This window comes from Sulfurimonas autotrophica DSM 16294, assembly GCF_000147355.1.
In the GTDB taxonomy this organism is placed as follows: Bacteria; Campylobacterota; Campylobacteria; order Campylobacterales; family Sulfurimonadaceae; genus Sulfurimonas; species Sulfurimonas autotrophica.
In genome coordinates this window covers 1,477,896-1,504,852 of the sequence record NC_014506.1, presented here as the reverse complement: position 1 = coordinate 1,504,852, position 26,957 = coordinate 1,477,896, and the positions used below count along the sequence as shown (strand labels likewise).

Genomic DNA, 26,957 nt, shown 5'->3' with positions numbered 1-26,957 from the left:
CGTCTAGAAAGCTTAAAAGGCAAGGTTTCAACCTTGCTTGGGGATAGTTAAAAAATAAAAAGGGAAAATAAAAAATGACAATTACAAAAAGCGTAACATTTATAGCAAAAGAGGGCTGTGAAGATAAAATGAAAGAACTCTTATCTGCCATGGTTAAGCCAAGTAAAGCAGAAAAAGGGTGCCTGTTTTATGAGATTTTTCAATATGAAAATGATAGAAAAAGATTTATGGCAGTAGAGACCTGGGAAAACGAGGCCGCTTTAGACGGGCATAAAGCCTCAGCACATTACAAAGTATATAAATCTTCATATGAACCGTATTGCGAAGATAAATATACAGATGAATTAGAAGTTTTGGGGGTAAATTATGGATAATTTATGGAATGAAAAAAAAGCAAACGCCTGCAAAAATGATTTGGACTTACGAGTCTACAGCTCAAATCTTTTAGGACAGAATGATGAACTGGTTCTGCACGGCGGAGGAAATACCTCGCTTAAAAATAAAATAGACGGCGAAGATGTGTTACATGTAAAGGGCAGTGGCTGGGACTTGGCAAGCATAAAAGCAGAAGGTTTTGCTCCTGTAAAACTTGATGCACTCCTGGAAATGGCGAAACTGCCAGAACTCAGCGACAGTGAAATGGTGCGCCTGCAACGAGAAGCGATGATAGATAAGTCTGCGCCAAATCCTTCAGTAGAGGCGATACTGCATGCCCTTATTCCTTATAAGTTTGTAGACCACACACATGCGGATGCAATAGTTACTATTTCAAATTCAGTCAATGGAGACGAGCATATCGTAAATCTCTTTCCAAATTTTTTAATCGTTGATTATGTAATGCCGGGCTTTGAGCTGGCGCATAAAATATATGAGATGACAAAAGATTTGGACTGGGAGAGTATTGACGGCATCATTTTACATCATCATGGTATTTTTACCTTCGATAATGATGCGAAAAAATCTTATGACAAAATGATTGAAGCGGTCATAAAAGCAGAAGACTTTTTGGATGAGCATGCACTTGTCCATTTAGAGCACAATTATGTTCATAGCGATTGTGATATCGGCAAAATCACTAAGGTTTTATCACGAGCAAAAGGCTATGATGTTTCTATCAACATCAACCAGTCTCCTTTAGCCTCTTTTTATGCTTCACAAGAGAATCTCAAAGAGTTTGCTTCTCGCGGAGTTTTAACGCCTGAGCATATTATACGAACAAAAAGAGTGCCTTTAATAATGGAAGATACTGATTTAGAAGGCAGTATTGAAAGATACATAAAAGAGTATAGAGCGTATTTTAACAAGTATGCAAAAGATGAGGTGATGTTAAATCCTGCACCAAATTATATGATTATAAAAAATCTTGCAGTCATCTCTTTTGGCAAAACTAGAGAAGAGGCAGCAATCATAAATGATATAGTAAATCACACAATGCTTGCAGTCTTACGTGCCGATAAACTCGGCGGATACCAAAGCATCAGCGAAGAAGAGAGTTTTCAAATGGAATACTGGGAACTGGAACAGGCAAAACTGAAAAAGTAATGAAATGCTCTTCGGAACCCAGGTTTTAACCTGGGCTGAGTTACTTTTAAATTTAAAATATTTCTAAAAAAACAAAAGAAGAAAACATGCAAAAATACCTCATGGCAATAGATGCAGGCACAGGTAGTATCCGTGCCGTAATTTTTGACACAAAAGCCAACCAAATAGCAGTCGGACAAAGAGAATGGACACATTTAGAAGAAGAAAATGTGCCAAATTCCATGACTTTTGATTGTAAGCATAACTGGTTTTTAATCGTTACATGTATACAAGAAGCGATACAAAAAGCCGCTATAAATCCTGATGATATTTTAGGCGTGAGTGCAACAAGTATGCGTGAGGGCATTGTTTTGTATGATGAGGCAGGTAAAGAGCTATGGGCTGTTGCCAATGTGGATGCACGAGCTTCACAAGAAGTGCGTTATTTAAAAGAAAATTTTGCAGACCTTGAAGAAGAATTTTATACAGCTTCAGGGCAAACCTTTGCTTTGGGTGCATTGCCTCGGCTTTTGTGGCTTAAAAATAATCGCCCTGAAATTTATAATAAAGTAGCCCGTATTTCGATGATAGGCGATTGGATTTTGGCACGTTTGAGCGGTGTGATAGCGAGTGATCCGAGCAATGGCGGGACAACAGGTATTTTTAGTTTAAAAGAGAGAAATTGGATGCCGCAGATGGCTGCAAAAGTCGGTATTAAAGAGACTATTTTTCCTAAAGTTTTAGAAGTAGGCTCTGTTATGGGCTTTGTTACAAAAAAGGCTTCTGATGAGACAGGGCTTTCAACATCTACAAAAGTTATTATGGGTGGTGGAGACGTTCAGCTCGGTGCAGCAGGTTTGGGTGTTGTAGAAGCTGGACAAGTGGCAATATTAGGTGGTTCTTTCTGGCAGCAGGTCGTTAACATCAAAAGTGATGTCGCACCGCCAAAAGATATGAGCGTGCGAGTGAATCCACATGTAGTTAGAGGGCTCTCACAAGCTGAGGGCATTACATTTTTCTCAGGACTGGTTATGCGTTGGTTTCGAGATGCTTTTTGTGAGTTGGAAATGAGAGAAGCAGAGGAAAAAGGCTGTGATGTGTATGAAATTTTAGAGCAAAAAGCGCAAAAAATTCCGGCTGGCTCTTATGGGATACTTCCTATATTTTCAGACTCTATGAAGTATAAAAAATGGTACCACGCAGCACCTAGCTTTTTAAATCTCGGGTTGGATGATGAGAAATATAATCGTGCTTCAATGTTTAGAAGTTTACAAGAGAATGCAGCAATAGTCTCAAGTATAAACTTAGAAAAGATAAAAGAGTTCAGCAATGTAGCGTTTGATGAAATCGTTTTTGCAGGCGGTGCGAGCAAAGGTCAACTTTGGGCACAGATAGTAGCAGATGTGACAGGTTACAGAGTAAAAATTCCTCGCATTACGGAGGCAACAGCCTTGGGTGCTGCCATGGCTGCGGGCGTAGGCTGTGGTATTTATAAAGATTTGGCAAGTGCAGCAAAAGAGCTGGTAGTTTGGGAAAAAACTTATGAACCGAATTTGGAAAATAAAAAAATTTATGACAAATTAAAAATCAAATGGCAGCAGGCATATGAAGTACAATTAAAGCTAGTTGATGATAATATCACGACTTCAATGTGGAAAGCCCCCGGATTATAAGGTATAAAATGAATATAAATAATAGAATAAATTTTGATGACGCACTAAAACTGTACGATATGGACTTTTTTGAACTCGGTGAATTTGCCGATAAAAAACGTCAAGAACTTCACGGCAAAAAAACTTACTTTAATATAAATCGTCATATTAACCCGACAAATGTTTGTGCAGATGTGTGTAAATTTTGCGCTTATTCAGCAACCCGAAAAAATCCGAATCAATATACAATGACACATGAAGATATTATGAAAATTGTTGCCGAAGTAGATGCTCACGGTGCAAAAGAGGTGCATATCGTCTCCGCACATAATCCGAATGTCACACTGGACTGGTATTTGGGTATATTTAAAAAGATTAAAACGGCGTATCCGCATCTACATGTAAAAGCACTAACCGCTGCAGAAGTTGACTTTTTATCCCGTCATCATGGGCTTTCTTATGATGAGGTACTGGATTTGATGGTAGAAAACGGTGTCGATTCTATGCCTGGCGGCGGTGCTGAAATTTTTGATGAAAAAGTGCGTGATTATATCTGTAAAGGCAAAGTAACATCAGACCAGTGGTTTGAAATTCACAGAAAATGGCATGAACGCGGTAAAAAATCTAATGTTACCATGCTTTTTGGACATATAGAGAGTCGTGAAAACCGAATAGATCATATGATGCGTATACGTGAACTTCAAGATATTACGGGTGGATTTAATGCCTTTATCCCGCTTGTCTATCAGACGGAAAATAATTACTTGAAAATTGAAAAACCCATCACTGCCAATGAGATATTAAAAACAATGGCAATTGCAAGACTGGTACTTGATAACGTACCGAATTTAAAAGCATATTGGGTGACATCAACGGTAAACTTAGCACTGGTAGCACAAGAGTTCGGTGCAAATGATTTGGACGGAACCATAGAAAAAGAGTCCATAAACTCAGCCGCAGGCGCAAAAAGTGCCAACGGTGTAAATTTGGAAGATTTTACGGCACTTATAAAAAATAGCGGCTTTACACCCGTAGAGCGAGACAGCGTTTATAACGAAATTAAAGTGTGGTAAAATAACTGTTTCGGAACTCAAACTTTTGTCTTGGCTATGCGTTTTTGGCTCTTCGGAAGCAAGGTTTCAACCTGGGCAGACAGGGCTTTAAAATACTTTAGTAGGGGAAATATTGCACACAAAACTACACCACTTAGACCTGCAAGAACATTACCAGTTTGTAACATTTAGAACCCATGACAGCGTCGAGGAATACGTCAAACGTATACAAAACTCCACAGACACAGAAAAAATCAAACAATACAAAATAGACCAATATTTAGATAAGAGTCAAAATGGTGCTTATTTTTTTGAAGACGCTATAGATATTATGGTTGATACGATTTTAGAAGAAGATGAAAATTTATATGATGTAGAAATCATGGCAATAATGCCAAATCATATACATATTTTATTGAAACAAAATACAAATTTAGACAAAATTATGAAATATATAAAAGGTAAAAGTGCTGTAGAATTAAATAAATATTTAAAAAGAGATGGAAAATTTTGGGCAAATGGGTATTTTGACAAAGCAATAAGAGATGAAGAACATTTTGTCAGTGTGTATAATTATATAAAAAATAATGCACTCAAAGCAGGTTTGACGGATGAGAGAGTTTTTAGTAAATATGAGTGATATGACTTTAGATGTATGCTCTTCGGAAGCAAGGTTTTAACCTTGCCTTTTAGGCTTCAAAGCAATTCAGCCTAGGTTAAAACCTAGGTTCCGAAGAATCCAAAAAGGAAAAAATCATAAAAATTTCAGTTATTATTCCTACACATAATCGCTATAAACTTTTAAAAAGAGCCGTGGCATCTGTCTGCTCTCAGACTTTTACAGCCGATGAAGTCATTATAATCGACGATGGTTCAAACGATGAAACACATCAAATAATACAAGATTTTCCAAATATAAAATATTTTTACCAAAAAAATCAAGGTGTTTCATCTGCAAGAAATGCAGGCATTATAAAAGCAAAAAATGAGTGGGTAGCATTTTTGGATTCTGATGATGAATGGCATTTGCAAAAACTTCAAGAACAAGCGACATTTCATAAAGAAAATCCAAATATTTTCATGAGTTATACAGATGAAAAGTGGGTAAGAAATGAGAAAGAGATAAAAGTGCCAAAAAAATTTCAAAAGATAGGCAAAGATGCTTTTGTAGAAAATATATCATATTGCAATATTGCTCCATCTTCCGTGCTTCTGCATAAAAAGTTGTTGGATAAATACGGCTTATTTGATGAGTCTTTGGAAGTATGTGAAGATTATGATTTATGGCTTAGAATTGCCTGTAGTGAAAAAATAGGCTTAATAAATGAAAAACTTATAATAAAGTATGCCGGGCATGAAGATCAACTTAGTTTTAAGCATTGGGGAATGGATAGATTTCGGATAAAATCATTAGAAAAACTCTTAGATACAGAGTATGAGGATTTAGTGTTAGAAACTTTGGCAGAAAAATATACGCTATTATTAAAAGGTGCCATAAAATATGATAAAATGGCAGACATTGAAATTTATAGCAGTAAATTAAAATTTTTAAGACTAAAGGGGCAAGGTTGAAACCTTGCTTCCGAAGAGCTGGATAATGCATCAAAATTTGGTAAAAAATTGCCAATTCTTCGGAACCCAGGTTTCAACCTGGGCAAAAAACTAGATAAGGATTATTTTGTTAACACTTACAACAGAAAATAAGAAAACACTTTTTTATATACTCATTGCATTTGCTTTTTCAGTTGCTATGCGCTTGATTTGGGTCTACCAGTTTGGAGGCTATGCACCTTTTCACTTTAACGGGCAGTTTATGATCAACACAAATGACGGTTATATTTGGGCTGAAGGTGCGCGGGATTTACTCTCAGGAACGAGTACAAATCCAAATGCACAAGAGTATTTTGACAAGTTTCATCAGTTTAACGATCTCTCACCTGTAACATCGGCAGCGTCACAACTAACAGCATTCTTTGTCAAAATTTTACCGTTTTCATTTGAGAGTATTATATTTTATATGCCGGTTTTTCTAAGCTCACTTGTTGTCATCCCTATTATCCTTATAGCCAAAGCACTTAAAAATCTCGAAATGGGCCTTATCGCAGCACTTGTAGCTTCTGTGGCTTGGAGTTATTATAATCGTACAATGGCAGGGTATTACGATACCGATATGCTCAATATTGTTCTACCGATGTTCCTGCTTTGGTCTATCGTTTGGGCTGTACAAACAAACAAAGACATTTATCTGCTTTTTACAGCTTTAGATATTTTGGTGTATAGATGGTGGTATCCGCAAAGCTACTCTTTGGAATTTTCTTTCTTTGGTCTGATTTTAGCATATACTTTAATATTTGATAGAAAAAACTCATATAACTATAAACTGCTTGCCATTATGATGTTTGCTATGATGAATACAGATGGATTTATCCGCCTGGGCTTCGTTTTGGCTGCCTTTTATGCCTTTAAACAAGAAAAATATGACAAATATATTTACTATATTTTAGGGCTTTCCATAATTGGATTTTTTGCCACAGGAGGGTTTGATCCTATTTGGGCACAACTTAAAGGTTATGTATTTAGAAATAGTGTAAGTAGTACAGGCAAAGGACTTGGGTTGCATTTTTTCACAGTAATGCAGACAGTTCGCGAAGCCGGGCACATCCCTTTTGAAACATTTGCAAATCGTATAAGCGGAAATACTATAACATTTTTCATCTCTTTACTTGGTTATATTTACCTTCTTTATAAACAAAGGATTATGATACTGTCACTGCCTCTTGTAGGTCTTGGATTTTTGGCATATGTCGGCGGACTTCGATTTACTATTTATGCTGTTCCTGTTTTGGCATTTGGAATTGCCTTTTTAATAACAGAAATTTCTGAAAAATTTATAAAGCAAATAGCTGTTAAAGATGCTCAAGAAAATCGTATCAAATTTTTACTTATGACTGTTTTGACATTAGGTGTTTTATATCCAAATTATAAACATATAGAAATGTATAAAGTGCCAACAGTTTTTAATGCTAATGAGGTAAAAGTTTTAGATGCTTTAGGCAAAAAAGCAAAGAGAGATGATTATGTGATTTCTTGGTGGGATTACGGTTATCCTATCCGGTATTATGCTGATGTAAAGACTTTGGCAGACGGTGGAAAACATAATGGAGCAGTTAATTTTCCTGTGAGTTATATGTTGACGCACACGCAAAAAGAGGCTGCAAATATGGCAAGATTAGATGTTGAATACACAGAAAAGAAATTCAAATTTCAAAAAGAGTATAAAAAAGAGATAGAAGATAAAAATTTGACAGTTTTTTCCAATATAGAATATATGACAAAGGATTACGGTTTTACAAACGCAAATGATTTTTTAAGTAAGCTTTCATTAGATGTAAAACTACCTAAAAAGACAAGAGATATTTACTTTTATTTGCCATATAGAATGATAAATATCTACCCGACAGTGACACTTTTTTCAAATATAGACCTTATGAATGGAGTAAAAGGCAAGCAGCCTTTTTTCTTTGCAAGCAGAAATTTTAAAGACTTAGGAAATACAATACAGCTTGCACAAAATATATTTTTAGACAAAAAAACTTTGCAGCTTACTTTTGGAAATAAAACTGTGCTCATAAGAAGGTTTGTTAAAACTTATTATGATAAAAGTATGCAACTGCATAAAAAGGTACAGCCTGTAAACCTTTCATCAAATATAAGTGTAATATTTATGAGTAATTATAATACTTTTTTGTTAGTAGATGAAAAAACTTATAATTCACTTTATATTCAGCTTATGGTTTTGCAAAATTATGATAAAAAACTTTTTGAACCTGTCATGTTAACACCAAGTGTAAAAGTATATAAATTAAAAATATAACATATCTAAAAAGTCTTTTCGGAACCCAGGTTTTAACCTGGACAAAAAGCCATTTATTTATAAAAAACAAATCTTTTTAGAGTATAATAAACAAAATAAAATAATCAAGGTATTCAAATTGCAAAGATGTATAAAAAAATGTCTTTTCCCCGCTGCAGGCTATGGTACAAGATTTCTTCCGGCTACTAAGGCCATTCCTAAAGAGATGCTTCCCGTACTAACTAAACCACTGCTACAATATGGTGTAGAAGAGGCAATAGAAGCAGGACTAAGCACGATGGCGATAGTAACAGGGCGTGGAAAACGTGCTATTGAAGACCATTTTGACATCTCTTACGAACTTGAACATCAGATAAAAGACACAGCTAAAGAGAGTTATCTGACTGAAATAAGAAATGTCATCACAAACTGTACATTTTCATACACCAGACAAATAGAGATGAAAGGGCTGGGTCATGCAATACTTACAGGTGAAACGCTCATAGGAGAAGAGCCGTTTGCCGTTATACTTGCAGATGACTTGTGTGATAATGAAGCAGAGGGCGTTCTCTCCCAGATGGTGAAGCTTTATGAAAAGTATAAATGTTCCATTGTGGCAGTAGAAGAAGTGCCCTTAGAAGAGACGAACAAATATGGGGTGGTTGCTGTAGAAGAGATGGATATTTCAGATGAAGTTCAGCCCATGTTAAAACCTGGGTTCCGAGAGCAAGACGGAAACAAAGTTTCTACTGCACAAGAAAGTATAACAAAGTTACAAAATGATATCGGAAGCAAGGTTTTAACCTTGCCTAATATAGGGGTTTTTAAAGTTACAAACATGGTAGAAAAACCAGACCCCAAAGATGCTCCTTCAAACTTGGCAATCATAGGACGCTATATTCTCACACCTGATATTTTTGATATATTAAGAGAGACAAAACCAGGCAAAGGCGGAGAAATCCAAATAACAGACGCACTGTTAGAACAAGCCAAACAAGGAAAAGTTATCGCCTATAAATTTCAAGGCAAAAGATTTGACTGCGGCAGTGTCGATGGTTTTGTTGAAGCTACTAATTATTTTTATCAAAAGAGTGAGAACTAAATTAGTATGCAATACAGCCACAACTTTAATCCGACCATTTCAGATGAAGATATTTTTAATGAAATAGTTAAAGAAAAAGAATACATTGGTTACTATAACCTTCCATTTCAAGACACTACACCTTTTAAAGAGTATGCAAAAACTGTTACACAGTCCAATGTGGTAGTTATCGGTATAGGAGGAAGCACACTTGGAACTTATGCTATATATAAGTACCTCAAACACTCCAAAAACTTAAGTAAAAAACTCTTTTTTCTTGAAACTACAGACCCTATAGACATCAAATCTAAAATAGAAAATATTGACCTTGAAGATACTCTGTTTGTGGTTATCTCAAAATCGGGAACGACTGTAGAGACCGTGGCCATATTTAAATATGTTAATTCTTTGGTTACATGTAATCATACAAATACTGTCATCATCACAGAAAGCGATTCAAAACTTAACACCTATGCACAAGCAAATGCAATGACAACATTTGACATACCTCAAAATGTAGGCGGACGATTTTCTGTTTTTTCAGCAGTTGGATTGTTGCCGCTTGCAATAGTAGGCATAAATATAGATGAACTCCTAAAAGGTGCAAAAGAGACAAATAATGACTTCTTCGGCATCTTTGGAACACAGGTTTCAACCTGGGCAAAAAGCTCATTAGTCAGAACAAGACTCTTAAAAAAAGCAAGATTCTTAGTAGAATACAAAAACAGCTTCAACATTAACGTAGTTTTCTCATACTCTTCTAGGCTTGAAGGCTTTAATAAATGGTACATCCAACTCTGGGGAGAAAGTTTAGGCAAAGTAGATATAAACAATACAAGACAAGGACTCACACCTATCGGCATTATAGGCCCCATAGACCAGCACTCATTTCTCCAACTCATAATAGAAGGCAGACGTGACAAAACAGTAACCGTCATAAAAGTAGAAAATTTTGACAATGACTTAAAGATTCCTGCTATTACATTAGAAGGACTAGAAGATTTAGACTACCTCAATGACTTAGAATTTTCATCACTCATAAAAAGTCAGGCAGATGCAACCATAGAAGCTATTCAAAATCTAAATGACATCCCATGTGATGTCATTACCATAGACGGAGTATGTGAAAGCGCTATTGCATCACTAATGTATGAGTATGAACTACTAACATCATTATGCGGCAAGTTTATGTATATAAATACTTATGACCAACCAGGTGTGGAAAGTGGTAAGATGATATTGAAAAAGAAATTGCAATCATAAAACGTTTTCGGAACCCATGTTTTCAAATGCTAAAGCGTGACTTAGAAAAAAACTAAATTTTTTTCTGTAACCTGGGCTATGCGTCTTTAAAGACTAAAAGGCAAGGTTAAAACCTTGCTTCCGAAGAGCAAGAGCATCTTTACATGTAAAGTACATAAATCTTCTCGGAACCCAGGTTTTAACCTGGGCCATGCGTTTTTCAAACTTGAAATCCATTAAATAAACAAAAAATACGCTACAATTCAAAACTTGAATTTTACAAAGAGAAACTAATTTGCACAACGAAGAATTAACCCTTTCGGTTCTTAGAAATATAGACACACTTAAAAGCCAAAAATCACTAGCAGATGAACTTGGCATAAGTGTAGGAAAAGTAAACTATGTCTTAAAAGCCCTTATAGAAAAAGGGCTTATAAAAGCTGAGAATTTTTTTGAAAACAAAAATAAAAACCAGTACAAATACCTACTCACAGAAAAAGGCTTCAAAGAAAAAGTAGCACTTACGAAAAACTTTATACAAAGAAAAAAAGCTGAATATGAAGAGTTACAGAGAGAGTTGGAAGTTATGAAGGGAATGGCCTAGTTATGACAAATATAATTTTATGCGGAGGTAATGGTACAAGACTTTGGCCGATTAGTCGAACACTTATGCCAAAACAGTTTGTAAAACTTTTTGATGACAAATCATTATTTCAATTAACGGTAGAGAGAAATTCAAAAGTGTGTGACTCCCAGTTTATAGTTTCAAACTCTGAACAGTACTTTTTAGCACTTGACCAGCTTGAAGAATTGCAGAAAATACACAATAGCTATTTACTAGAACCGGTAGGAAGAAATACTGCTCCAGCTATTGCACTTGCATGTATGGCTCTTGAGCCTGATGAGCTAGTCTTAGTTACTCCATCTGATCATCTCATTAAAGATGAAGTAGAATATGAAAAAGTATTGCGAAGAGCAAAAGAGTTAGCAGAAAAAAATAATCTCGTTACATTCGGCATAACTCCCTCGTCTGCAGAGACAGGGTTCGGATATATTGAAGCTGATGATTTGACCGTGAAAGCTTTTCATGAAAAACCGGATCTTAATACTGCTGAAAAATATTTAGAAGCAGGAAACTATTACTGGAATAGTGGTATGTTTATGTTTAAAGCAGGAATATTTTTAGAAGAATTAAAAAAATACTCTCCAAAAATCTACGAAATGTCTAAGCAGGCTCTCGCAAATGAGGCTTTAACTTCGTCTAAGAACACGATTAGAATAAAACACGATGCCATGTTAAACATTCCAGAAGACAGTATTGATTACGCAGTGATGGAAAAAAGTCAAAAAGTAAAAGTAGTTCCATCAGATATAAGATGGTCGGATGTAGGAAGCTTTGATTCTCTTTATGAAGAACTGCCAAAAGATGAAAATAACAATACAACTAATGAAAAATACATTCAAATAGACAGTAAAAATAATCTTATTTATGGAAATGACAGGTATATAGCAACTGTTGATGTAGATGATATGATAGTAGTTGACACAGGTGATGCTCTTTTAATCTCTAAAAAAGGAAGCTCTCAAAAAGTAAAACAAGTTGTTAGTGAAATTAAAAAAACCACAGAACTGCATAATATTCACTTGACAGGACATAGACCATGGGGAACTTATACGATACTTGAAGATTCTGATGGTTATAAGATCAAACGCATAGAAGTAAAACCGGGCAAAAGGCTTTCATTGCAGCGACATAAACACAGAAATGAACACTGGGTAGTAGTAAGTGGAACAGCAACAGTTACGATAAACGATGATATTTTTGTATTAAAACAAAACGAGTCTACTTACATTAAGGCAGGTGATATTCACAGGCTTTCAAATGATACTAATGAGCTATTAGTTATAATAGAAGCACAAGTCGGAAGCTATACAGGTGAAGATGACATAGAAAGACTAGATGATGATTTTAAAAGAGGAACAGATTAAATATGAAAAATAATAAAAAAGTAGCACTTATAACAGGAATAACAGGACAAGATGGTTCATATTTGGCAGAGTTTTTACTAAAAAAAGGCTATATAGTCCATGGTATCAAAAGAAGAACTTCACTTTTTAATACTGACCGTATAGACCACTTATATCAAGATCCGCATGAAGAACATGTGAACTTTTTTCTTCATTTTGGTGATATGACTGATAGTATGAACTTAACTCGAATAATTCAAGAAATACAGCCAGATGAAATATATAACCTTGCTGCTATGAGCCATGTTGCAGTTAGTTTTGAAATGCCTGAATATGTTGCAAATGCAGATGGAACAGGAACACTGAGAATTCTTGAAGCTGTACGACTATTGGGACTGACAGACAAAACTAGAATCTATCAGGCTTCAACTTCTGAACTTTTTGGTAAAGTACAAGAAACTCCTCAAAAAGAAACAACGCCTTTTTACCCAAGAAGCCCATATGCAGTCGCTAAAATGTATGCTTACTGGATTACAGTAAATTACCGTGAAGCTTACGGAATGTTTGCATGTAATGGTATTCTTTTTAATCATGAGTCTCCCGTTCGTGGAGAAACCTTTGTAACAAGAAAAATTACTCGTGCAGCATCCAAGATAGCTTTAGGTTTACAAGATAAACTGTATTTGGGAAATTTGGATGCAAAAAGAGACTGGGGCCATGCAAAAGACTACGTGCGTATGATGTGGATGATTCTTCAAGCAGACAAGCCAGAAGACTGGGTTATAGCAACAGGTGAGACAACAGCAGTAAGAGATTTTGTAAAAATGGCTTTTCAATATGTGGGAATTAATCTTAAATTTGTTGGTGAAGGTGTGGATGAAAAAGGAATCATTGAATCTATTAACGCAAAAAGGCTTCAGGAACTTGGCATTGAAAATTCTAAGCTAAAAGTGGGAGATGGAGTTGTAGCTGTTGACCCGAAATACTTTAGACCAACAGAAGTTGATTTGCTCTTAGGTGATCCAACAAAAGCAGAACAAAAACTAGGCTGGAAACGAGAGTATAAACTGGAAGAACTCGTAAATGATATGATGAAAAATGATTTAAAACTCATGACGAAAGAACAGTATCTTAAAGATGGTGGATATACCATTATGAATTATTTTGAATAAGGGTTATTATTGCTAAAAATGTTAATAACCGGTTCTTCTGGTATGGTTGGTCGTAATATTGCTGAATACAATAAGTCAAAAAAATATAAGATATTGACTCCATCAAGTAACGAATTAAATTTACTCGATAAATTGAGTGTAGATGAATACTTACAAAAGAATAAGCCTGATATTGTCATACATTGTGCCGGCATTGTAGGTGGTATTCAGGCAAATATTGCAAACCCTGTAAAATTTCTTGTTGAGAACACTCAGATGGGATTAAATATTATTATGGGTGCAAAAGAAAGAGGAATTAAAAAATTTATAAATTTGAGTAGTTCTTGTATGTATCCAAGAGAGGCCATAAATCCACTTGGAGAAGAGTTGATTTTAAAAGGTGAATTAGAACCTACAAATGAAGGATATGCCCTAGCAAAGATAACATCTACTCGTCTTTGTGAATATATTAATAGAGAAGATAATTCTTATGCGTATAAAACTGTAATTCCATGTAACCTATATGGTAAATATGATAAATTTGAGCCAAAACATTCACATATGCTACCTGCTGTGATTAAAAAAATACATGATGCTAAAGAATCTTCTCAACAGAGTATTGATATATGGGGAGATGGCGAAGCCAGACGAGAGTTTATGTATGCCGAAGATTTAGCTGACTTTATTTACTATGCTTTAGAGAACTTTGAGAATATGCCTCAAAATATCAATGTTGGTTTGGGGCATGACTATACAATTAATGAATACTATAAAGCTATTGCTGAAGAAATTGGCTATAAGGGTGAGTTTATACATGATTTAACTAAGCCTGTAGGAATGAAACAAAAGCGTATAGATGATACAAAATTAAAAGAGTTTGGTTGGCGCTATAAAACATCATTGAAAGATGGAATAGAAAAAATATATAATTATTACTTACAAGAGGTACTCAATGACAAATAGTTATCAGTTAGCAACATCTACTTGGGATGAAAAAGAGTTAGAAGCTATACAGGATGTTGTAAATAAAGATATTTTTACAATGGGTGACAGTGTAAAGCAATTTGAAGAAGAATTTGCTAAATTTTTAGGTCGAAAATATGCGGTAATGGTTAGCTCCGGTTCAACTGCAAATCTTATAGCTACTGCAGCTCTTTTTTATACAAATAACCCTATGTTAAAACGCGGAGATGAAGTAATAGTACCAGCTGTATCTTGGTCAACAACATATTTTCCTTTGCAACAATACGGGCTAAAACTTAAATTTGTAGATATTGACTTGGAAACATTAAATTATGATTTAAATGCTTTAGAAAAAGCTATATCAGATGATACGAAAATGATTATGGCAGTTAATTTACTTGGTAATCCAAATGACTTTGATGCTATTAATAAACTTATAAAAGATAAAGATATTTTTATCTTGGAAGATAACTGTGAATCTATGGGAGCAGAGTACAAAGGCAAACAAGCAGGAACGTTTGGTGTTATGGGAACATTTTCGACTTTCTTTTCTCATCATATGGCGACAATGGAAGGTGGATTTGTTACGACTGATGATGAAGAGCTTTATCATATACTACTTTCTATGAGGGCACATGGATGGACTCGAAACCTTCCAAAAGAAAACAAAGTTTCAAATAAAAGTGATGACTGGTTTGAGGAGTCTTTCAGGTTTGTGCTACCTGGATATAATGTAAGACCAGTAGAGATGAGTGGAGCCATAGGGGTAGAACAACTAAAAAAATTACCAAGTTTTTTAGAACAAAGAAGAAAAAATGCAAAACTTTTTGTAGAACTTTTTGAAAATCATCCCGATTTTTTGATACAAAAAAATATTGACAATAGCTCATGGTTTGGGTTTTCACTGATTATAAAACCAGAATCAAATCTTAAAAGAAAAGATATTATTAAAAAACTGCAAGAGAATAACATTGATTGCCGGCCAATAGTCACTGGCAATTTTATAAGAAATGACGTAATGAAATTTTTTGATTATGAAATACATGACAAGCTTAGCAATGCAGATTATTTACATGAAAACGGATTTTTTGTTGGAAATTCTCAGGTTGATTTAGAAAATGAAATTAAATATTTAGCAAAGGTTTTGAAATGAAGGTAGTATTATTAGCCGGTGGCTACGGAACAAGAATATCTGAAGAAACAGATTTAAAACCAAAACCGATGGTTGAAATCGGAGGAAAACCGATTTTATGGCATATCATGAAAATATATTCACATTATGGTTTTAATGATTTTGTTATTTTACTCGGATATAAGGGGTACTATATAAAAGAATATTTTGCAAATTATTTTTTACACCAAAGTGATGTTACTATTAATATGCAAACAAACAAAATGGAAGTGCATAATAATACTAGTGAACCTTGGAAAGTAACTTTAGTAGATACTGGATTAGACACCATGACTGGCGGTAGGATAAAAAGAGCTCAACAATATATAGGGAACGAATCTTTTTTACTTACTTATGGAGATGGTGTTTCTGATATTAATATTGCTGATAGTGTAAGATTTCACAAGGAACATCAAAAAGTTGTTACGATGACTGCAATTCAACCTGAAGCTAGGTTTGGTAATTTAGATATTGATGATAATCAAAATATTAAAAAATTCATTGAAAAACCAAAAACAGAGGCAGGATGGATCAATGGTGGTTTTTTTATATGTGAACCAGAAGTTTTTGATTATATTTCTGAAGATGAAAGTTGTGTATTTGAACAAAAACCACTACAAAATTTAGCACTTGATGGAAAAATGGTTGCATACAAACATCATGGTTTTTGGCAACCAATGGATACTCTAAGGGACAATCAAAAACTTAATCAATTATGGAAAGAAAAAATAGCACCTTGGAAAGTATGGTAATGCAAAATCTTTTTTCCAATATATATAAAGATAAAACTGTATTAGTTACAGGACATACTGGATTTAAAGGTTCATGGCTTGTATATTGGCTAGATCAAATGGGCGCAAAAGTAGTTGGTTACTCTTTGGAAGCTCCAACCACTCCAAATCATATAGGGTTTTTAAATCTAGATATTATTTCTATTATTGGTGATATTAGAGATGTAGATAAATTAAATCAAACAATGCAAACTTATAAACCAGATATTGTATTTCATTTAGCTGCTCAACCGCTTGTTAGACTCTCATACGAAAACCCAATTGAGACATATGAAACAAATGTCATTGGTACGCTTAAAGTATTTGAAGCTTGTAGAAATGCCAATGTAAAAGCAATCGTAAATATCACAAGTGATAAAGCTTATGAAAATAAGGAATGGATATGGGGTTATCGTGAAAATGACCCAATGGGTGGTTATGATCCATATAGCTCTTCGAAGGGTTGTGCAGATTTACTAGCTAATTCTTATAGAAACTCTTACTTTAATCCAAATGATTATAAAAAAACTCATAATACTTTACTGGCATCATGTAGAGCTGGAAATGTCATAGGTGGAGGAGATTGGGCAAAAGATAGACTAATGACAGATATCATGCTTTCAGTTTCACAAGGTAAAAAAGTCAGTATACGAAATCCATATGCAACAAGACCGTGGCAACATGTGCTTGAGCCTTTAAGTGGATATCTTCATATCGGACAAAAGCTCCTAGAAGAGCAAGTAGCATTTGGTGAAGCTTGGAATTTTGGACCAAGTGATGAAGGAAGTATAACCGTTGAAGAAGTTGTGAAAAATGTAAAAAAACATTGGGAAACAATAGATTATGAAATAAATAGAGAGCAAAATCAACCTCATGAAGCAAATCTTTTAAAACTTGATTGTTCTAAAGCCCATATTATTTTGAAATGGAAAGATGTTTGGGATAGTGATACTACATTTGAGAAGACTGTAAAGTGGTATAAAGCTTATTATGAAGAAGAGAAGATGTTAACAAAAGAAGATTTGCTAACTTATGTAAATGATGCAAAATTAAAAAGTATAGAGTGGACATTATAATGAATTTAGAACTAATTGCAAAAGAGATTAGAAAATCGATAGTAAAGATGAATGCCAAATCTTATGCTTCACATTCTGGTACAGCACTCTCTGTAGTGGATATATTGACAGTTTTATATTTTAAGATAATGAATATTGACTCTGCAAATCCAAGTTTGAAAAATAGAGATAGATTTATTCTGAGTAAAGGACATGGTAGTTCAGCTTTGTATGCTACTTTAGCTGAGAAAGATTTTTTTGATAAATCTCTATTAGAGGGTTTTTATATAGATGGTGGAGAATTACCAGGACATTTGGATAAAGAAGCTGCACCTGGTGTGGAAGTTTCTTCTGGATCCTTAGGACATGGTCTTTCTTTAGGAATTGGTATGGCCATAGCAAATAAAATTGATAATAACGATTCTAATGTTTATGTTGTTTGTGGTGATGGAGAATTAAATGAAGGTTCTGTGTGGGAAGCAATTATGTTTGCACCACATAAACATTTAGATAACTTAACTTTAATTATTGATTATAATAAACTGCAAGGCTATGGCAGGACAAATGAGGTTATTAATTTAGAACCATTAAAAGACAAATTACTCTCTTTCAATTGGGATGTTATAGAAATTGATGGGCATAACTTTTCTGAAATTGAAAGTGCCTTACTAAAAAATTCGAAACAACCAAAAGCAATTATTGCACATACTATTAAAGGTAAAGGGGTGAGTTATATGGAAAATAAATTTGAATGGCATTACAAATCACCAAATGAAGAACAATTAAATATTGCCTTAAATGAGTTGTTATGAGAAATACATTTGTAAAAACACTAGTTAAATTAGCGGAAACTGACAGTAGAATATTCGTTATCACTCCAGATTTAGGCTTTTCAGTTTTAGAAGAGTTTGAAGAAAAATATCCAGATAGATTTTTAAATGTCGGAATTGCAGAAGCTAATGCAGTTAGTATTGCTGCTGGATTAGCACTAAGTGGTAAGATAGTATATGTGTATAGTATTATTCCGTTTGTTATAATGAGACCATTTGAACAAATAAGAGTTGATGTTGCTTATATGAATACAAATGTGAGATTAGTAGGGGTTGGTGCTGGTGTTACATATGGTCCAGCAGGTGCCACACATCATGCAATAGAAGATATTGCACTTATGAGAGCATTACCAAATATGACAGTTTTTGCACCTTCTGATCCTTATGAAGTTGAAAGAATTACGGAAGAATCTATTAATTATCAAGGACCAATATATTTTAGATTACCTAAAAAAGGTGAACCGATTATTAGCAATAGTAAAAATGAAATTCGACTAGGTAAAGCTAATTACATTAAAAAAAATATTGAGAGTGAAATTGCCATCTTATTTACAAGTAATGCTTCTGATCTTGCTTTAGATGTTGAAGATAAACTTTTGAAAGAAGGTTACTGTTCAGATTTGGTTAGCATGCATACAATTAAACCTTTTGATCATGCTGCCTTAGCTGAGATTCTCAAAACAAAAAAGCATATTTTTACGATAGAAGAACATAATGTAATTGGTGGTCTTGGAAGTGTTGTTTCAGAGTATATTGCAGAATCAATTTATAATCCAGTATTTAAACGATTTGCTCTTCCTGATGAATACTCTCATTACGTTGGAAGCCAAAGCTATATTCGCGATAAATTTGGATTAACTGCACAAAATATAACTACAACAATATTGGAACTATTATGAATATTTTCATAACAGGTGCAAATGGATTTATTGGTTCTCATTTAAAAGAGTACCTACAAAAAGAATACACTGAGTACATTCTTTTTACACCATCGAGTAAAGAGCTGGATTTATCTGATGAAAGTGCTGTAGATACTTATATACTTTTAAATAAAATTGATATCATCATTCACCTTGCAAATCGTGGTGGTGGAAGAGATGTAGCAGATATGAAAAATATTACGGAATATAATCTTCGGATATTTTTCAATATCGCAAAACATGAAAAAAATGTAAAAAAAATCATCTCATTTGGAAGTGGCGCTGAGTATGCTAAACACAAACCTATAGTTAATGCAAAAGAGGAAGATTATTTAACAGAACAACCGCATGATGAATATGGTTTTTATAAATCTATCACTTCAAAATATATAGAAAAGTGTGATGATATAGTTCAACTTCGTGTTTTTGGAGCATATGGTGAGTATGAAAATTATAGATTTAAATTTATATCAAATGCTATTGTGAAAAATTTATTGCATTTACCAATAGTAATCAATAAAAATGTTTATTTTGATTATATCTATATTGATGATTTGGTGAAGATGATAGATTGGTTTATCCATAATGATTCAAAAGAGAAGATATATAATGTAACAACAGGGCAAAAGATTGATTTGGTGACTTTAGCTAATATAGTGAATGAAGTGAGTGATTTTAAGTCTGAGATTAAAGTGTTAAATGATGGATTCAATAATGAATATAGTTCAAATAATGAGAAAGTTTTAAAAGAGATAGATGATTTTAAGTTCACACCTCATAGAGAAGCAATAATAAAAATGCGAGACTATTTTAGTTATAATATTGATACATTGGATACAGAGAAAATTGTGGATGATCCATATCTTAAAAAAATTGATACTATGTGGAAGAAGGATAAGTAAGAAATATGACAAAAAAAGAGCAATTAAAACAAGAAATACTACAAAAAACGAAAGAATATTATGAACTGGTACATAAACCAAAGCAAGAAGCAGAGTTTATTGCTGGTCAAAGTAGGGTAAATTATGCAGGGCGTGTCTTTGATGCAACAGAGATGCAGTATCTTGTAGATAGTTCACTTGATTTTTGGCTTACTTATGGAGAGTACTCTAAAAAATTTGAAAAACAGTTATCAAAGTTTTTAAATGTCAGATGGTCTTTTCTTGTCAATTCTGGAAGTTCTGCAAATTTACTTGCATTTTATGCTCTGACTTCTCCTTTACTTAAAGAGAGACAGGTTAAACGTGGAGATGAAGTTATAACGGTTGCAGCAGGTTTTCCAACAACTATTACTCCTATTGTTCAGTATGGTGCAGTTCCTGTTTTTGTGGATATGGAACTTACTCATTTTAATATTGATGTGTCTCAGCTTGAAGCTGCACTCTCTACGAAGACTAAAGCTGTCATGATTGCACATACTCTTGGTAATCCATTTAATATTAGAGCAGTGAAAGAGTTTTGTGATAAGCACAATCTTTGGTTGATAGAAGATAACTGTGATGCTCTTGGTTCTACTTATGAAGGAAAGCCAACTGGTACATGGGGTGATATAGGAACATCAAGTTTTTATCCTCCACATCACATGACGATGGGAGAGGGTGGAGCAACTTACACAGATAACCCACTACTTCAAAAAATTATGCTAAGTATGAGAGACTGGGGTAGAGATTGTTGGTGTGAGAGTGGAGTTGATAATACTTGCGGTAAAAGATTTTCGATGAGTTTTGGAAATCTTCCAAAAGGGTATGATCATAAGTATGTTTACTCACACTTTGGTTTTAATCTAAAAGTATCAGATATGCAAGCAGCTGTAGGAGTTGCTCAGCTTGAGAAATTTCCATCTTTTGTCAAAAAAAGAAAAGAAAATTTTCAAAAACTATATGATGGTTTAAAAGATTTAGAACTTCTAACTTTAGTTCAAACTCAGCCAAATTCAGATCCAAGTTGGTTTGGATTTCTTATGACAATTAATGATGATGCAACTTTTACAAGAAATGAGATGTCAGAGTGTTTAGAGAGTAACAACATTCAAACAAGAAATCTTTTTGCAGGAAATATATTAAGACATCCTCTTTTTGATACAATGCAAGAAGGAATCGACTATAGAGTTGTCGGAGAACTTACTCATACAGATAAAATTATGAATGACAGTTTATGGATAGGATTATATCCTGGTATGGGCGATGCAGCTATCGAGTATATGATTATGAAAATTCGAGAGTTTGTAAGAAGATAAATGAAAATTTTATATGTAGATTTGCAGTACGACTATGGTATTAAGGCACGTGGAAAAAATATAATTGGGCTTGATGGTTTTAAAAATTCTTTTGAAGAGTTAGGACATGAAGTGGTCATGTTCTGTTATGATGAATTTTTAGATAAAACTAATATAATTCATGATAAATTAATAAACTTCGCAGATGAAGTTAAACCAGATTTGATTTTTTTCTCTCTGTATCAAGATCAATTTGAGATAAAAACTTTAGATTATTTAAAGTCTAAATATAAAACTATAAATTGGTTTGGTGATGATCAGTGGAGATTTGACGACTTTACTTATAAATACGCAACTCATTTTACTTACTGTATTACAACGGATAAATATTCTATACCTAAATATAAAGCTATTGGGCAAAATAATGTAATATACAGTCAATGGGCTGCCATCAATACACACAAAATAGCTAAATTCGATGGTTATAAATATGATGTAACTTTTGTAGGCGGTTTTCATCCATATAGAAAATGGTTTATCGAAACTCTACAAAAAAAAGGTATTAAAGTCGAAGCTTTTGGTAATGGTTGGAGTAATGGACCATTAAGTGCAGAAGAGATGAATCAGTTGTTTATTTCATCCAAAATTAATTTAAATATTGGAAATAGCAATAGTTTTGATGTTAGGTATTTACTGAGTTACTGGAAAGCAATACCGTTATTATTTAGAAGTAAAAAAAATGCTAGACAAATTAAAGCTAGAAATTTTGAGATACCTTATTTTAATGGTTTTCAGCTTAGTGATTATGCTCCATCTATAGAAAATTATTTTGATATAGGCAATGAATTAGTTTGTTATTCCGATGTTGATGAAGCTGCGTTACTTATAAAATATTATTTAGAAAACGATATCGAGAGAGAAGAAATAAAACAAGAGTCACATGAAAAGGCTGTACAAGAGCATGGATATATAAATAGATTAAGAGATATTTTAGGGCAAATAGTATGAAAAAAGCTTCGATAGTTGTAGAAAATTTTTATGGAAAAAATCGACTTTTTGATTTATCTGATAAAATTATAAATAGAGACAACTGTATGTATCCATTCTATCTTTTAAAGATGAAGTTTGAAGAGCTTGGTTATGATTTATCGACACACGATATTAATTCAATAGAAGATTCTGAGATAGTAATTTATAATGAAATGCCAAAAATATTATCTACTCAGAACGATATTGACAAATCATATCTTTTAATATTTGAGAGTGAACTTATTCGACCAGATAACTGGGATAAGCAAAAACATCACTATTTCAATAAGATCTTTACATGGAAAGATGATATAGTGGATAATAAAAAATATTTTAAATTTAATTTCGCTCAAGAAATTGTTAAAAATATAAATAAAGACTTGTCTAAAAAAGAGAAATTATGTACATTGATTGCAGGAAATAAGCAAAGTGTGCATCCTCTGGAGTTATACTCTAAAAGAGTTGAAGCAATCAAGTGGTTTGAGAAAAACCATATAGAAGATTTTGATTTTTATGGTATAGGGTGGGATAAATACACTTCATCAAATAAATATATTAACTTTATATTCAATAAGATAAACATATCACCACATTATATCTCTTATAAGGGAAAAGTTGAATCTAAAAAAGAGACTTTAACAAAATACAAATTTGTAATATGTTACGAAAATGCAAGGGATATACCGGGATATATTACGGAAAAGATATTTGATTGTTTTTTTGCAGGGTGTGTCCCTGTGTACTGGGGCGCAAATAATATAACAGAACATATTCCAGAAGAATGTTTTATTGATAAAAGAAAATATGATACCTATGAAAAACTTTATGATTTTATTTATAATATGAGTGATGAAGAGTATTTAAAATACTTGAATAATATAGAATTCTATTTAAATAGTGAAAAAAGTTATCAGTACAGTAGTGAGTTTTTTGCAGAGACAATTATAGATGCCACTAAAAAAGTATAATGTATTGAATATAGAACTTTTTGTATTAATTATTGGTAGAGTTTTGCAAGTTTTAATTGCTTTTATAGCCATTAAAATTGTAACTTATTATCTAGTTGCTTCAGAACTTGGTAATTATTATTTAATAGTTAGTTTGGCAAGTTTTTATGGATTTTTCTTTGTCGGACCAGTAGGTCAATATATTAATAGGAAGACTCATCAATGGTATATGGAAAAAAATCTCCTTAATGTACTCTATCTATATAATTATTATGTAGTATTTTTATCTTTTTCTTCATTGGTTATGGTTGAGATTTTAAAATATTTCCATGTGATTGGCTCAATTGACACTGTGTTATTAAGTACTGTACTATTTATATATATAATAGCACATACATGGAATCAAACTATTATTCCTCTGTTGAATATGTTAGAGCATAGAATTAGTTTTGTAGTGTTTACTGTTTTATCTCAGATATTATCTTTGATATTTGCATATTTTCTTATTAATTTATTCTCAAAAGAAGGAGTTATTTGGTTTTTTGGTCAAGCAATTTCATTCGGGGTGGTATCATTGATGGCTTTTTGGTATTTTATATGTAAGATAGATAATCATTTTAACATCTTAATTGCTCATAAATTATTGACAAAGAAAAGTATTAAAAAAGTATTGAACTTTTCTATTCCATTATTTATCGGTGCATTGTTTTTTTGGATACAAACACAATCATATCCATTAATCATTAAAAAATATGTAGGTTCAGAATTTTTAGGATATTTTGGAGTCGGTATGTCAATTGCGTTTGCAATTTCTTCAGCTTTTGAGTCAATAATAATGCAATATATTTATCCTCAAATGTATAAAAACATGAATAATGAAGATAAGTTCTCGCAAACAATGTTGAACATAGTGAATTTGATCATACCAATATATCTCCTTTTATCAATATTTGTTTCATTCTTCGCTTTGTATATTATTTCTGTTTTGGTTGATGAGAAATACTTCAGTTCATATATTTATATTATTTTTGGTATTTGGATTGCTTTTTTTAGGATGTCGTCAAATTTGATAGCAAATACCGCTCATTCTAAAATGAAAACAAAAAAGTTAGTTTTTCCTAATTTTATAGGAGCAGTTTTGGCATTTTTTGGTATTTTATTTGCTGTACAAAGTTCAAATTATATGGTATATATTCCAAGTGCAATGTTGCTTTCATCTATAGTTTCTTTTCTTGTTTTATATGATAGTATGAATAAACTTCTTAATATTTATTTTAAGTTTAAAAACTTTTTTCTAGTTTTCTTATACAGTGCTCCATTCTTAATTAGTATGTTTTTTTATAACTATAGTCAGAATATTATATATGCACTTATGATTTTGATTGTATTTGGAATTTACTTTTTATATGTATTATATGAATTAGTCAAAGGAGGAAATAATATTGAATAATCCATTGGTATGTATATGTATTCCTAATTATAATAATGAAGATACTATTGCAAATACATTAGATAGTATCTTACATCAAACTTATGAGAATATAATAATTAAAGTCTTTGATAATGTTTCTATAGATTCAAGTATGAAAATACTAAAACGATATGAAGAAAAATATGTTAATATATCAGTTTATCAGAATAATGAGAATATTGGAGGAGAAGCGAACTTTACTAAATGTATAGAAAATTTGGAGGGTGATTTTGGAGCTATATTTCATGCAGATGATCTATATAGTCCAACTATGGTAGAAAACCAAATCAGATATTTATCTCAAAATGATATTTCAGCTATATTTGTAAGAGCAAATTTAATAGATGATAATTCTAATGTAATAGGTGAACAGTTTTTTCCCGATGAATTGAAAAATAAGAAATATCATCAATTTGATTTTAAACAACTTTTTGCATTGATACTAAAATATGATAATTTTTTAATTACTCCAAGTGTAATGGCAAAAGTTGATATTTATAAAAATCAAATCAAATCATGGAACGGACAAAAATTTAAAACATCAGCAGACTTGGATGTGTGGTTAAGATTTAGTGAAATAAAAAATATTGGACTTATTACTGATAAACTTATTTCATATCGCATATCTACAGCTAGTTTTTCTTATAGAACTAAGTTTTCAAGGGTAAACCCAAGAGATATGTTTTTGGTAATAGAAAAATATCTTAATAAATATAGTAATTTAAATTTTGATCAAGCAGATTATGAATATTTAAAATTTAAAGATAATATTTTAGTCATTAATAATAAGATTTTAAATAGTAAACTAACAAGATCAGATAAAATAGTGTTAATGAACTTTAAAGTGTTAAATAAAATATTTTGCAATAAACAAAAATTTAAAATATACATATATGCAGTATTAATTAAGTTACTTTTATTTTGTGGCTGCAGAACTTTACTTGTTAAATTAATTAAAAAAGTAAATAATCTGGAAGATGAAAAATGAGTAAATATTCTTTGATATTTCTATACAGTATCTTAATTGTTTTATATGTCTATGGTATGATATTATATTCTGAATCGAAATTTTTATACACAATATTTACAGTAATTTATTTTTCTTTATTATTCAGTGCTTTATATAGACCAATATCATATAGTTATGTATTTTTAAGTATTTTTTTATTTCTAGGTATGTGGCTTAAATTGACTTTACATTTAATATTTGACTATAGTTACGTAGAACCTATTGGTTCATTTTATACTTCTAATGCTAATATGGATGATGTGTTGATTATTGCTACAATAGGGGTATTTGGTGTTATTAGCTCAAATATAATCTATAGACTAATCAAGTTGAAGTCAACAATATATATTTATGAAAATTATATATTTGAAAAACCTGCAATATATAATTTTTATGAAACATATAGATTACCCATATATATAATTATATTAATTACTACATTAACACTTGTATATTTAAATATAGCTTATCAAATTCAATTATCAGGAATAGTATCAAAAACTATCCTTTTATATCCATTAAACGCAATTGTTTATTGGATACTTGGAACTGGCTTTTCAGTATTACTATTAGTATTGTTTAGTTTAGATATAAAATTTAAAAATATCTTAAAGATGAAGTATTTAGTTTTTTTTGCTTTTATTGTCGCTATTACTTCCGTTGGTTTATTGAGTCGAGGTCAATATGTTTTTATGCTGGGTTCTGTTATTGTATTTTTATTGTTTAATTATAAAAATTTAAATAATCTAAGTATTAGTAAGTTAGTTATTTATATCTTATTTGTTGCACTACTGTATCTCTTTGTTATACATTATGTAACACTATTAAGAGGATATTATTTTTCAGGTGCTTCTCTTTCAGGTGCTTTAAATAAAGTGTTACATTTGGCAGTAGATAGATGGATTGGTCTTGAAGGTTTAATGGCAGTATGACATTTTTATACTACACAGGTTCTTTATTATTTGTATATTTTGGAATGCTTTTTTTGTCTTTAGTGATGTTATTACTAGAGTATTATTTGTATCTATGGTATAAATCTGCATTATTGGCATCTGTT

General features: G+C 32.3%; 25 protein-coding genes. All 25 read left to right on the top strand.

The window, feature by feature from the left end; translation table 11 throughout:
- Positions 1 to 74: 74 nt before the first annotated feature.
- Complete coding sequence (locus tag SAUT_RS07685; RefSeq protein WP_013327319.1) at positions 75 to 374, top strand: putative quinol monooxygenase; 300 nt, start codon at positions 75 to 77, stop codon at positions 372 to 374.
- Positions 367 to 1,542, top strand: coding sequence for a class II aldolase/adducin family protein (locus SAUT_RS07680; RefSeq protein WP_013327318.1), 1,176 nt, complete (start codon positions 367 to 369; stop codon positions 1,540 to 1,542). The genes SAUT_RS07685 and SAUT_RS07680 overlap by 8 nt, the downstream gene beginning before the upstream one ends.
- A gap of 86 nt (positions 1,543 to 1,628) precedes the next feature.
- Complete coding sequence (gene lsrK, locus SAUT_RS07675; protein ID WP_013327317.1) at positions 1,629 to 3,194, top strand: autoinducer-2 kinase; 1,566 nt, start codon at positions 1,629 to 1,631, stop codon at positions 3,192 to 3,194.
- Positions 3,195 to 3,202: 8 nt separating this feature from the next.
- Entirely contained in the window at positions 3,203 to 4,246 is a 1,044-nt protein-coding gene (mqnE, locus tag SAUT_RS07670; RefSeq protein WP_013327316.1) for an aminofutalosine synthase MqnE, read from the top strand.
- Positions 4,247 to 4,358: 112 nt separating this feature from the next.
- Positions 4,359 to 4,865 (top strand): transposase, encoded by a 507-nt coding sequence (locus tag SAUT_RS07665; RefSeq protein ID WP_013327315.1) that lies wholly within the window; start codon positions 4,359 to 4,361, stop codon positions 4,863 to 4,865.
- 113 nt (positions 4,866 to 4,978) lie between these two features.
- Positions 4,979 to 5,797: a glycosyltransferase family 2 protein gene (locus SAUT_RS07660; RefSeq protein WP_013327314.1), complete on the top strand. Its 819-nt coding sequence runs from the start codon at positions 4,979 to 4,981 to the stop codon at positions 5,795 to 5,797.
- Positions 5,798 to 5,903: 106 nt separating this feature from the next.
- Positions 5,904 to 8,099 (top strand): STT3 domain-containing protein, encoded by a 2,196-nt coding sequence (locus SAUT_RS07655; RefSeq protein WP_013327313.1) that lies wholly within the window; start codon positions 5,904 to 5,906, stop codon positions 8,097 to 8,099.
- Between the two features lie 118 nt (positions 8,100 to 8,217).
- Positions 8,218 to 9,180: a UTP--glucose-1-phosphate uridylyltransferase gene (locus SAUT_RS07650; protein ID WP_013327312.1), complete on the top strand. Its 963-nt coding sequence runs from the start codon at positions 8,218 to 8,220 to the stop codon at positions 9,178 to 9,180.
- A 6-nt stretch (positions 9,181 to 9,186) separates the two neighbouring features.
- Positions 9,187 to 10,422, top strand: a complete 1,236-nt coding sequence (locus SAUT_RS07645; protein ID WP_013327311.1) for a glucose-6-phosphate isomerase — start codon at positions 9,187 to 9,189, stop codon at positions 10,420 to 10,422.
- 274 nt (positions 10,423 to 10,696) lie between these two features.
- On the top strand, positions 10,697 to 11,005 hold the full coding sequence (locus SAUT_RS07635; RefSeq protein WP_013327310.1) for a MarR family EPS-associated transcriptional regulator: 309 nt from the start codon (positions 10,697 to 10,699) through the stop codon (positions 11,003 to 11,005).
- 2 nt (positions 11,006 to 11,007) lie between these two features.
- Positions 11,008 to 12,390, top strand: a complete 1,383-nt coding sequence (locus SAUT_RS07630) for a mannose-1-phosphate guanylyltransferase/mannose-6-phosphate isomerase (RefSeq protein WP_013327309.1) — start codon at positions 11,008 to 11,010, stop codon at positions 12,388 to 12,390.
- Positions 12,391 to 12,392: 2 nt separating this feature from the next.
- Entirely contained in the window at positions 12,393 to 13,541 is a 1,149-nt protein-coding gene (gene gmd / locus SAUT_RS07625; protein WP_013327308.1) for a GDP-mannose 4,6-dehydratase, read from the top strand.
- 18 nt (positions 13,542 to 13,559) lie between these two features.
- The gene (locus SAUT_RS07620; RefSeq protein WP_041675486.1) at positions 13,560 to 14,483 is read left to right on the top strand and encodes a GDP-L-fucose synthase family protein; all 924 of its coding nucleotides are present in this window, start codon (positions 13,560 to 13,562) and stop codon (positions 14,481 to 14,483) included.
- Positions 14,473 to 15,636 carry a DegT/DnrJ/EryC1/StrS family aminotransferase gene (locus tag SAUT_RS07615; protein ID WP_013327306.1) on the top strand — a complete coding sequence of 388 codons (1,164 nt, stop codon included), beginning with the start codon at positions 14,473 to 14,475 and terminating at the stop codon, positions 15,634 to 15,636. Before SAUT_RS07620 ends, SAUT_RS07615 begins: the two co-directional genes overlap by 11 nt.
- Positions 15,633 to 16,406: a glucose-1-phosphate cytidylyltransferase gene (gene rfbF / locus SAUT_RS07610; protein ID WP_013327305.1), complete on the top strand. Its 774-nt coding sequence runs from the start codon at positions 15,633 to 15,635 to the stop codon at positions 16,404 to 16,406. The genes SAUT_RS07615 and rfbF overlap by 4 nt, the downstream gene beginning before the upstream one ends.
- Complete coding sequence (rfbG, locus tag SAUT_RS07605) at positions 16,400 to 17,500, top strand: CDP-glucose 4,6-dehydratase (protein WP_245534134.1); 1,101 nt, start codon at positions 16,400 to 16,402, stop codon at positions 17,498 to 17,500. Before rfbF ends, rfbG begins: the two co-directional genes overlap by 7 nt.
- A complete protein-coding gene (locus SAUT_RS07600) occupies positions 17,500 to 18,291 on the top strand; it encodes a transketolase (RefSeq protein WP_013327303.1) in 792 nt (263 codons plus the stop codon). Before rfbG ends, SAUT_RS07600 begins: the two co-directional genes overlap by 1 nt.
- On the top strand, positions 18,288 to 19,208 hold the full coding sequence (locus SAUT_RS07595) for a transketolase family protein (protein ID WP_013327302.1): 921 nt from the start codon (positions 18,288 to 18,290) through the stop codon (positions 19,206 to 19,208). Before SAUT_RS07600 ends, SAUT_RS07595 begins: the two co-directional genes overlap by 4 nt.
- Positions 19,205 to 20,131, top strand: a complete 927-nt coding sequence (locus SAUT_RS07590) for an SDR family oxidoreductase (RefSeq protein ID WP_013327301.1) — start codon at positions 19,205 to 19,207, stop codon at positions 20,129 to 20,131. The genes SAUT_RS07595 and SAUT_RS07590 overlap by 4 nt, the downstream gene beginning before the upstream one ends.
- Positions 20,132 to 20,136: 5 nt before the next feature.
- Complete coding sequence (rfbH, locus tag SAUT_RS07585) at positions 20,137 to 21,465, top strand: lipopolysaccharide biosynthesis protein RfbH (protein ID WP_013327300.1); 1,329 nt, start codon at positions 20,137 to 20,139, stop codon at positions 21,463 to 21,465.
- Positions 21,466 to 22,452: a CgeB family protein gene (locus SAUT_RS07580; RefSeq protein ID WP_013327299.1), complete on the top strand. Its 987-nt coding sequence runs from the start codon at positions 21,466 to 21,468 to the stop codon at positions 22,450 to 22,452.
- The gene (locus tag SAUT_RS07575; RefSeq protein WP_013327298.1) at positions 22,449 to 23,441 is read left to right on the top strand and encodes a glycosyltransferase family 10 domain-containing protein; all 993 of its coding nucleotides are present in this window, start codon (positions 22,449 to 22,451) and stop codon (positions 23,439 to 23,441) included. Before SAUT_RS07580 ends, SAUT_RS07575 begins: the two co-directional genes overlap by 4 nt.
- 4 nt (positions 23,442 to 23,445) lie before the next feature.
- Complete coding sequence (locus SAUT_RS07570; RefSeq protein WP_169302257.1) at positions 23,446 to 24,870, top strand: oligosaccharide flippase family protein; 1,425 nt, start codon at positions 23,446 to 23,448, stop codon at positions 24,868 to 24,870.
- Positions 24,863 to 25,879 carry a glycosyltransferase family 2 protein gene (locus SAUT_RS11085; RefSeq protein WP_013327296.1) on the top strand — a complete coding sequence of 339 codons (1,017 nt, stop codon included), beginning with the start codon at positions 24,863 to 24,865 and terminating at the stop codon, positions 25,877 to 25,879. Before SAUT_RS07570 ends, SAUT_RS11085 begins: the two co-directional genes overlap by 8 nt.
- Positions 25,880 to 26,151: 272 nt before the next feature.
- Positions 26,152 to 26,832 (top strand): hypothetical protein, encoded by a 681-nt coding sequence (locus SAUT_RS07560; protein WP_169302256.1) that lies wholly within the window; start codon positions 26,152 to 26,154, stop codon positions 26,830 to 26,832.
- Positions 26,833 to 26,957: the final 125 nt, after the last annotated feature.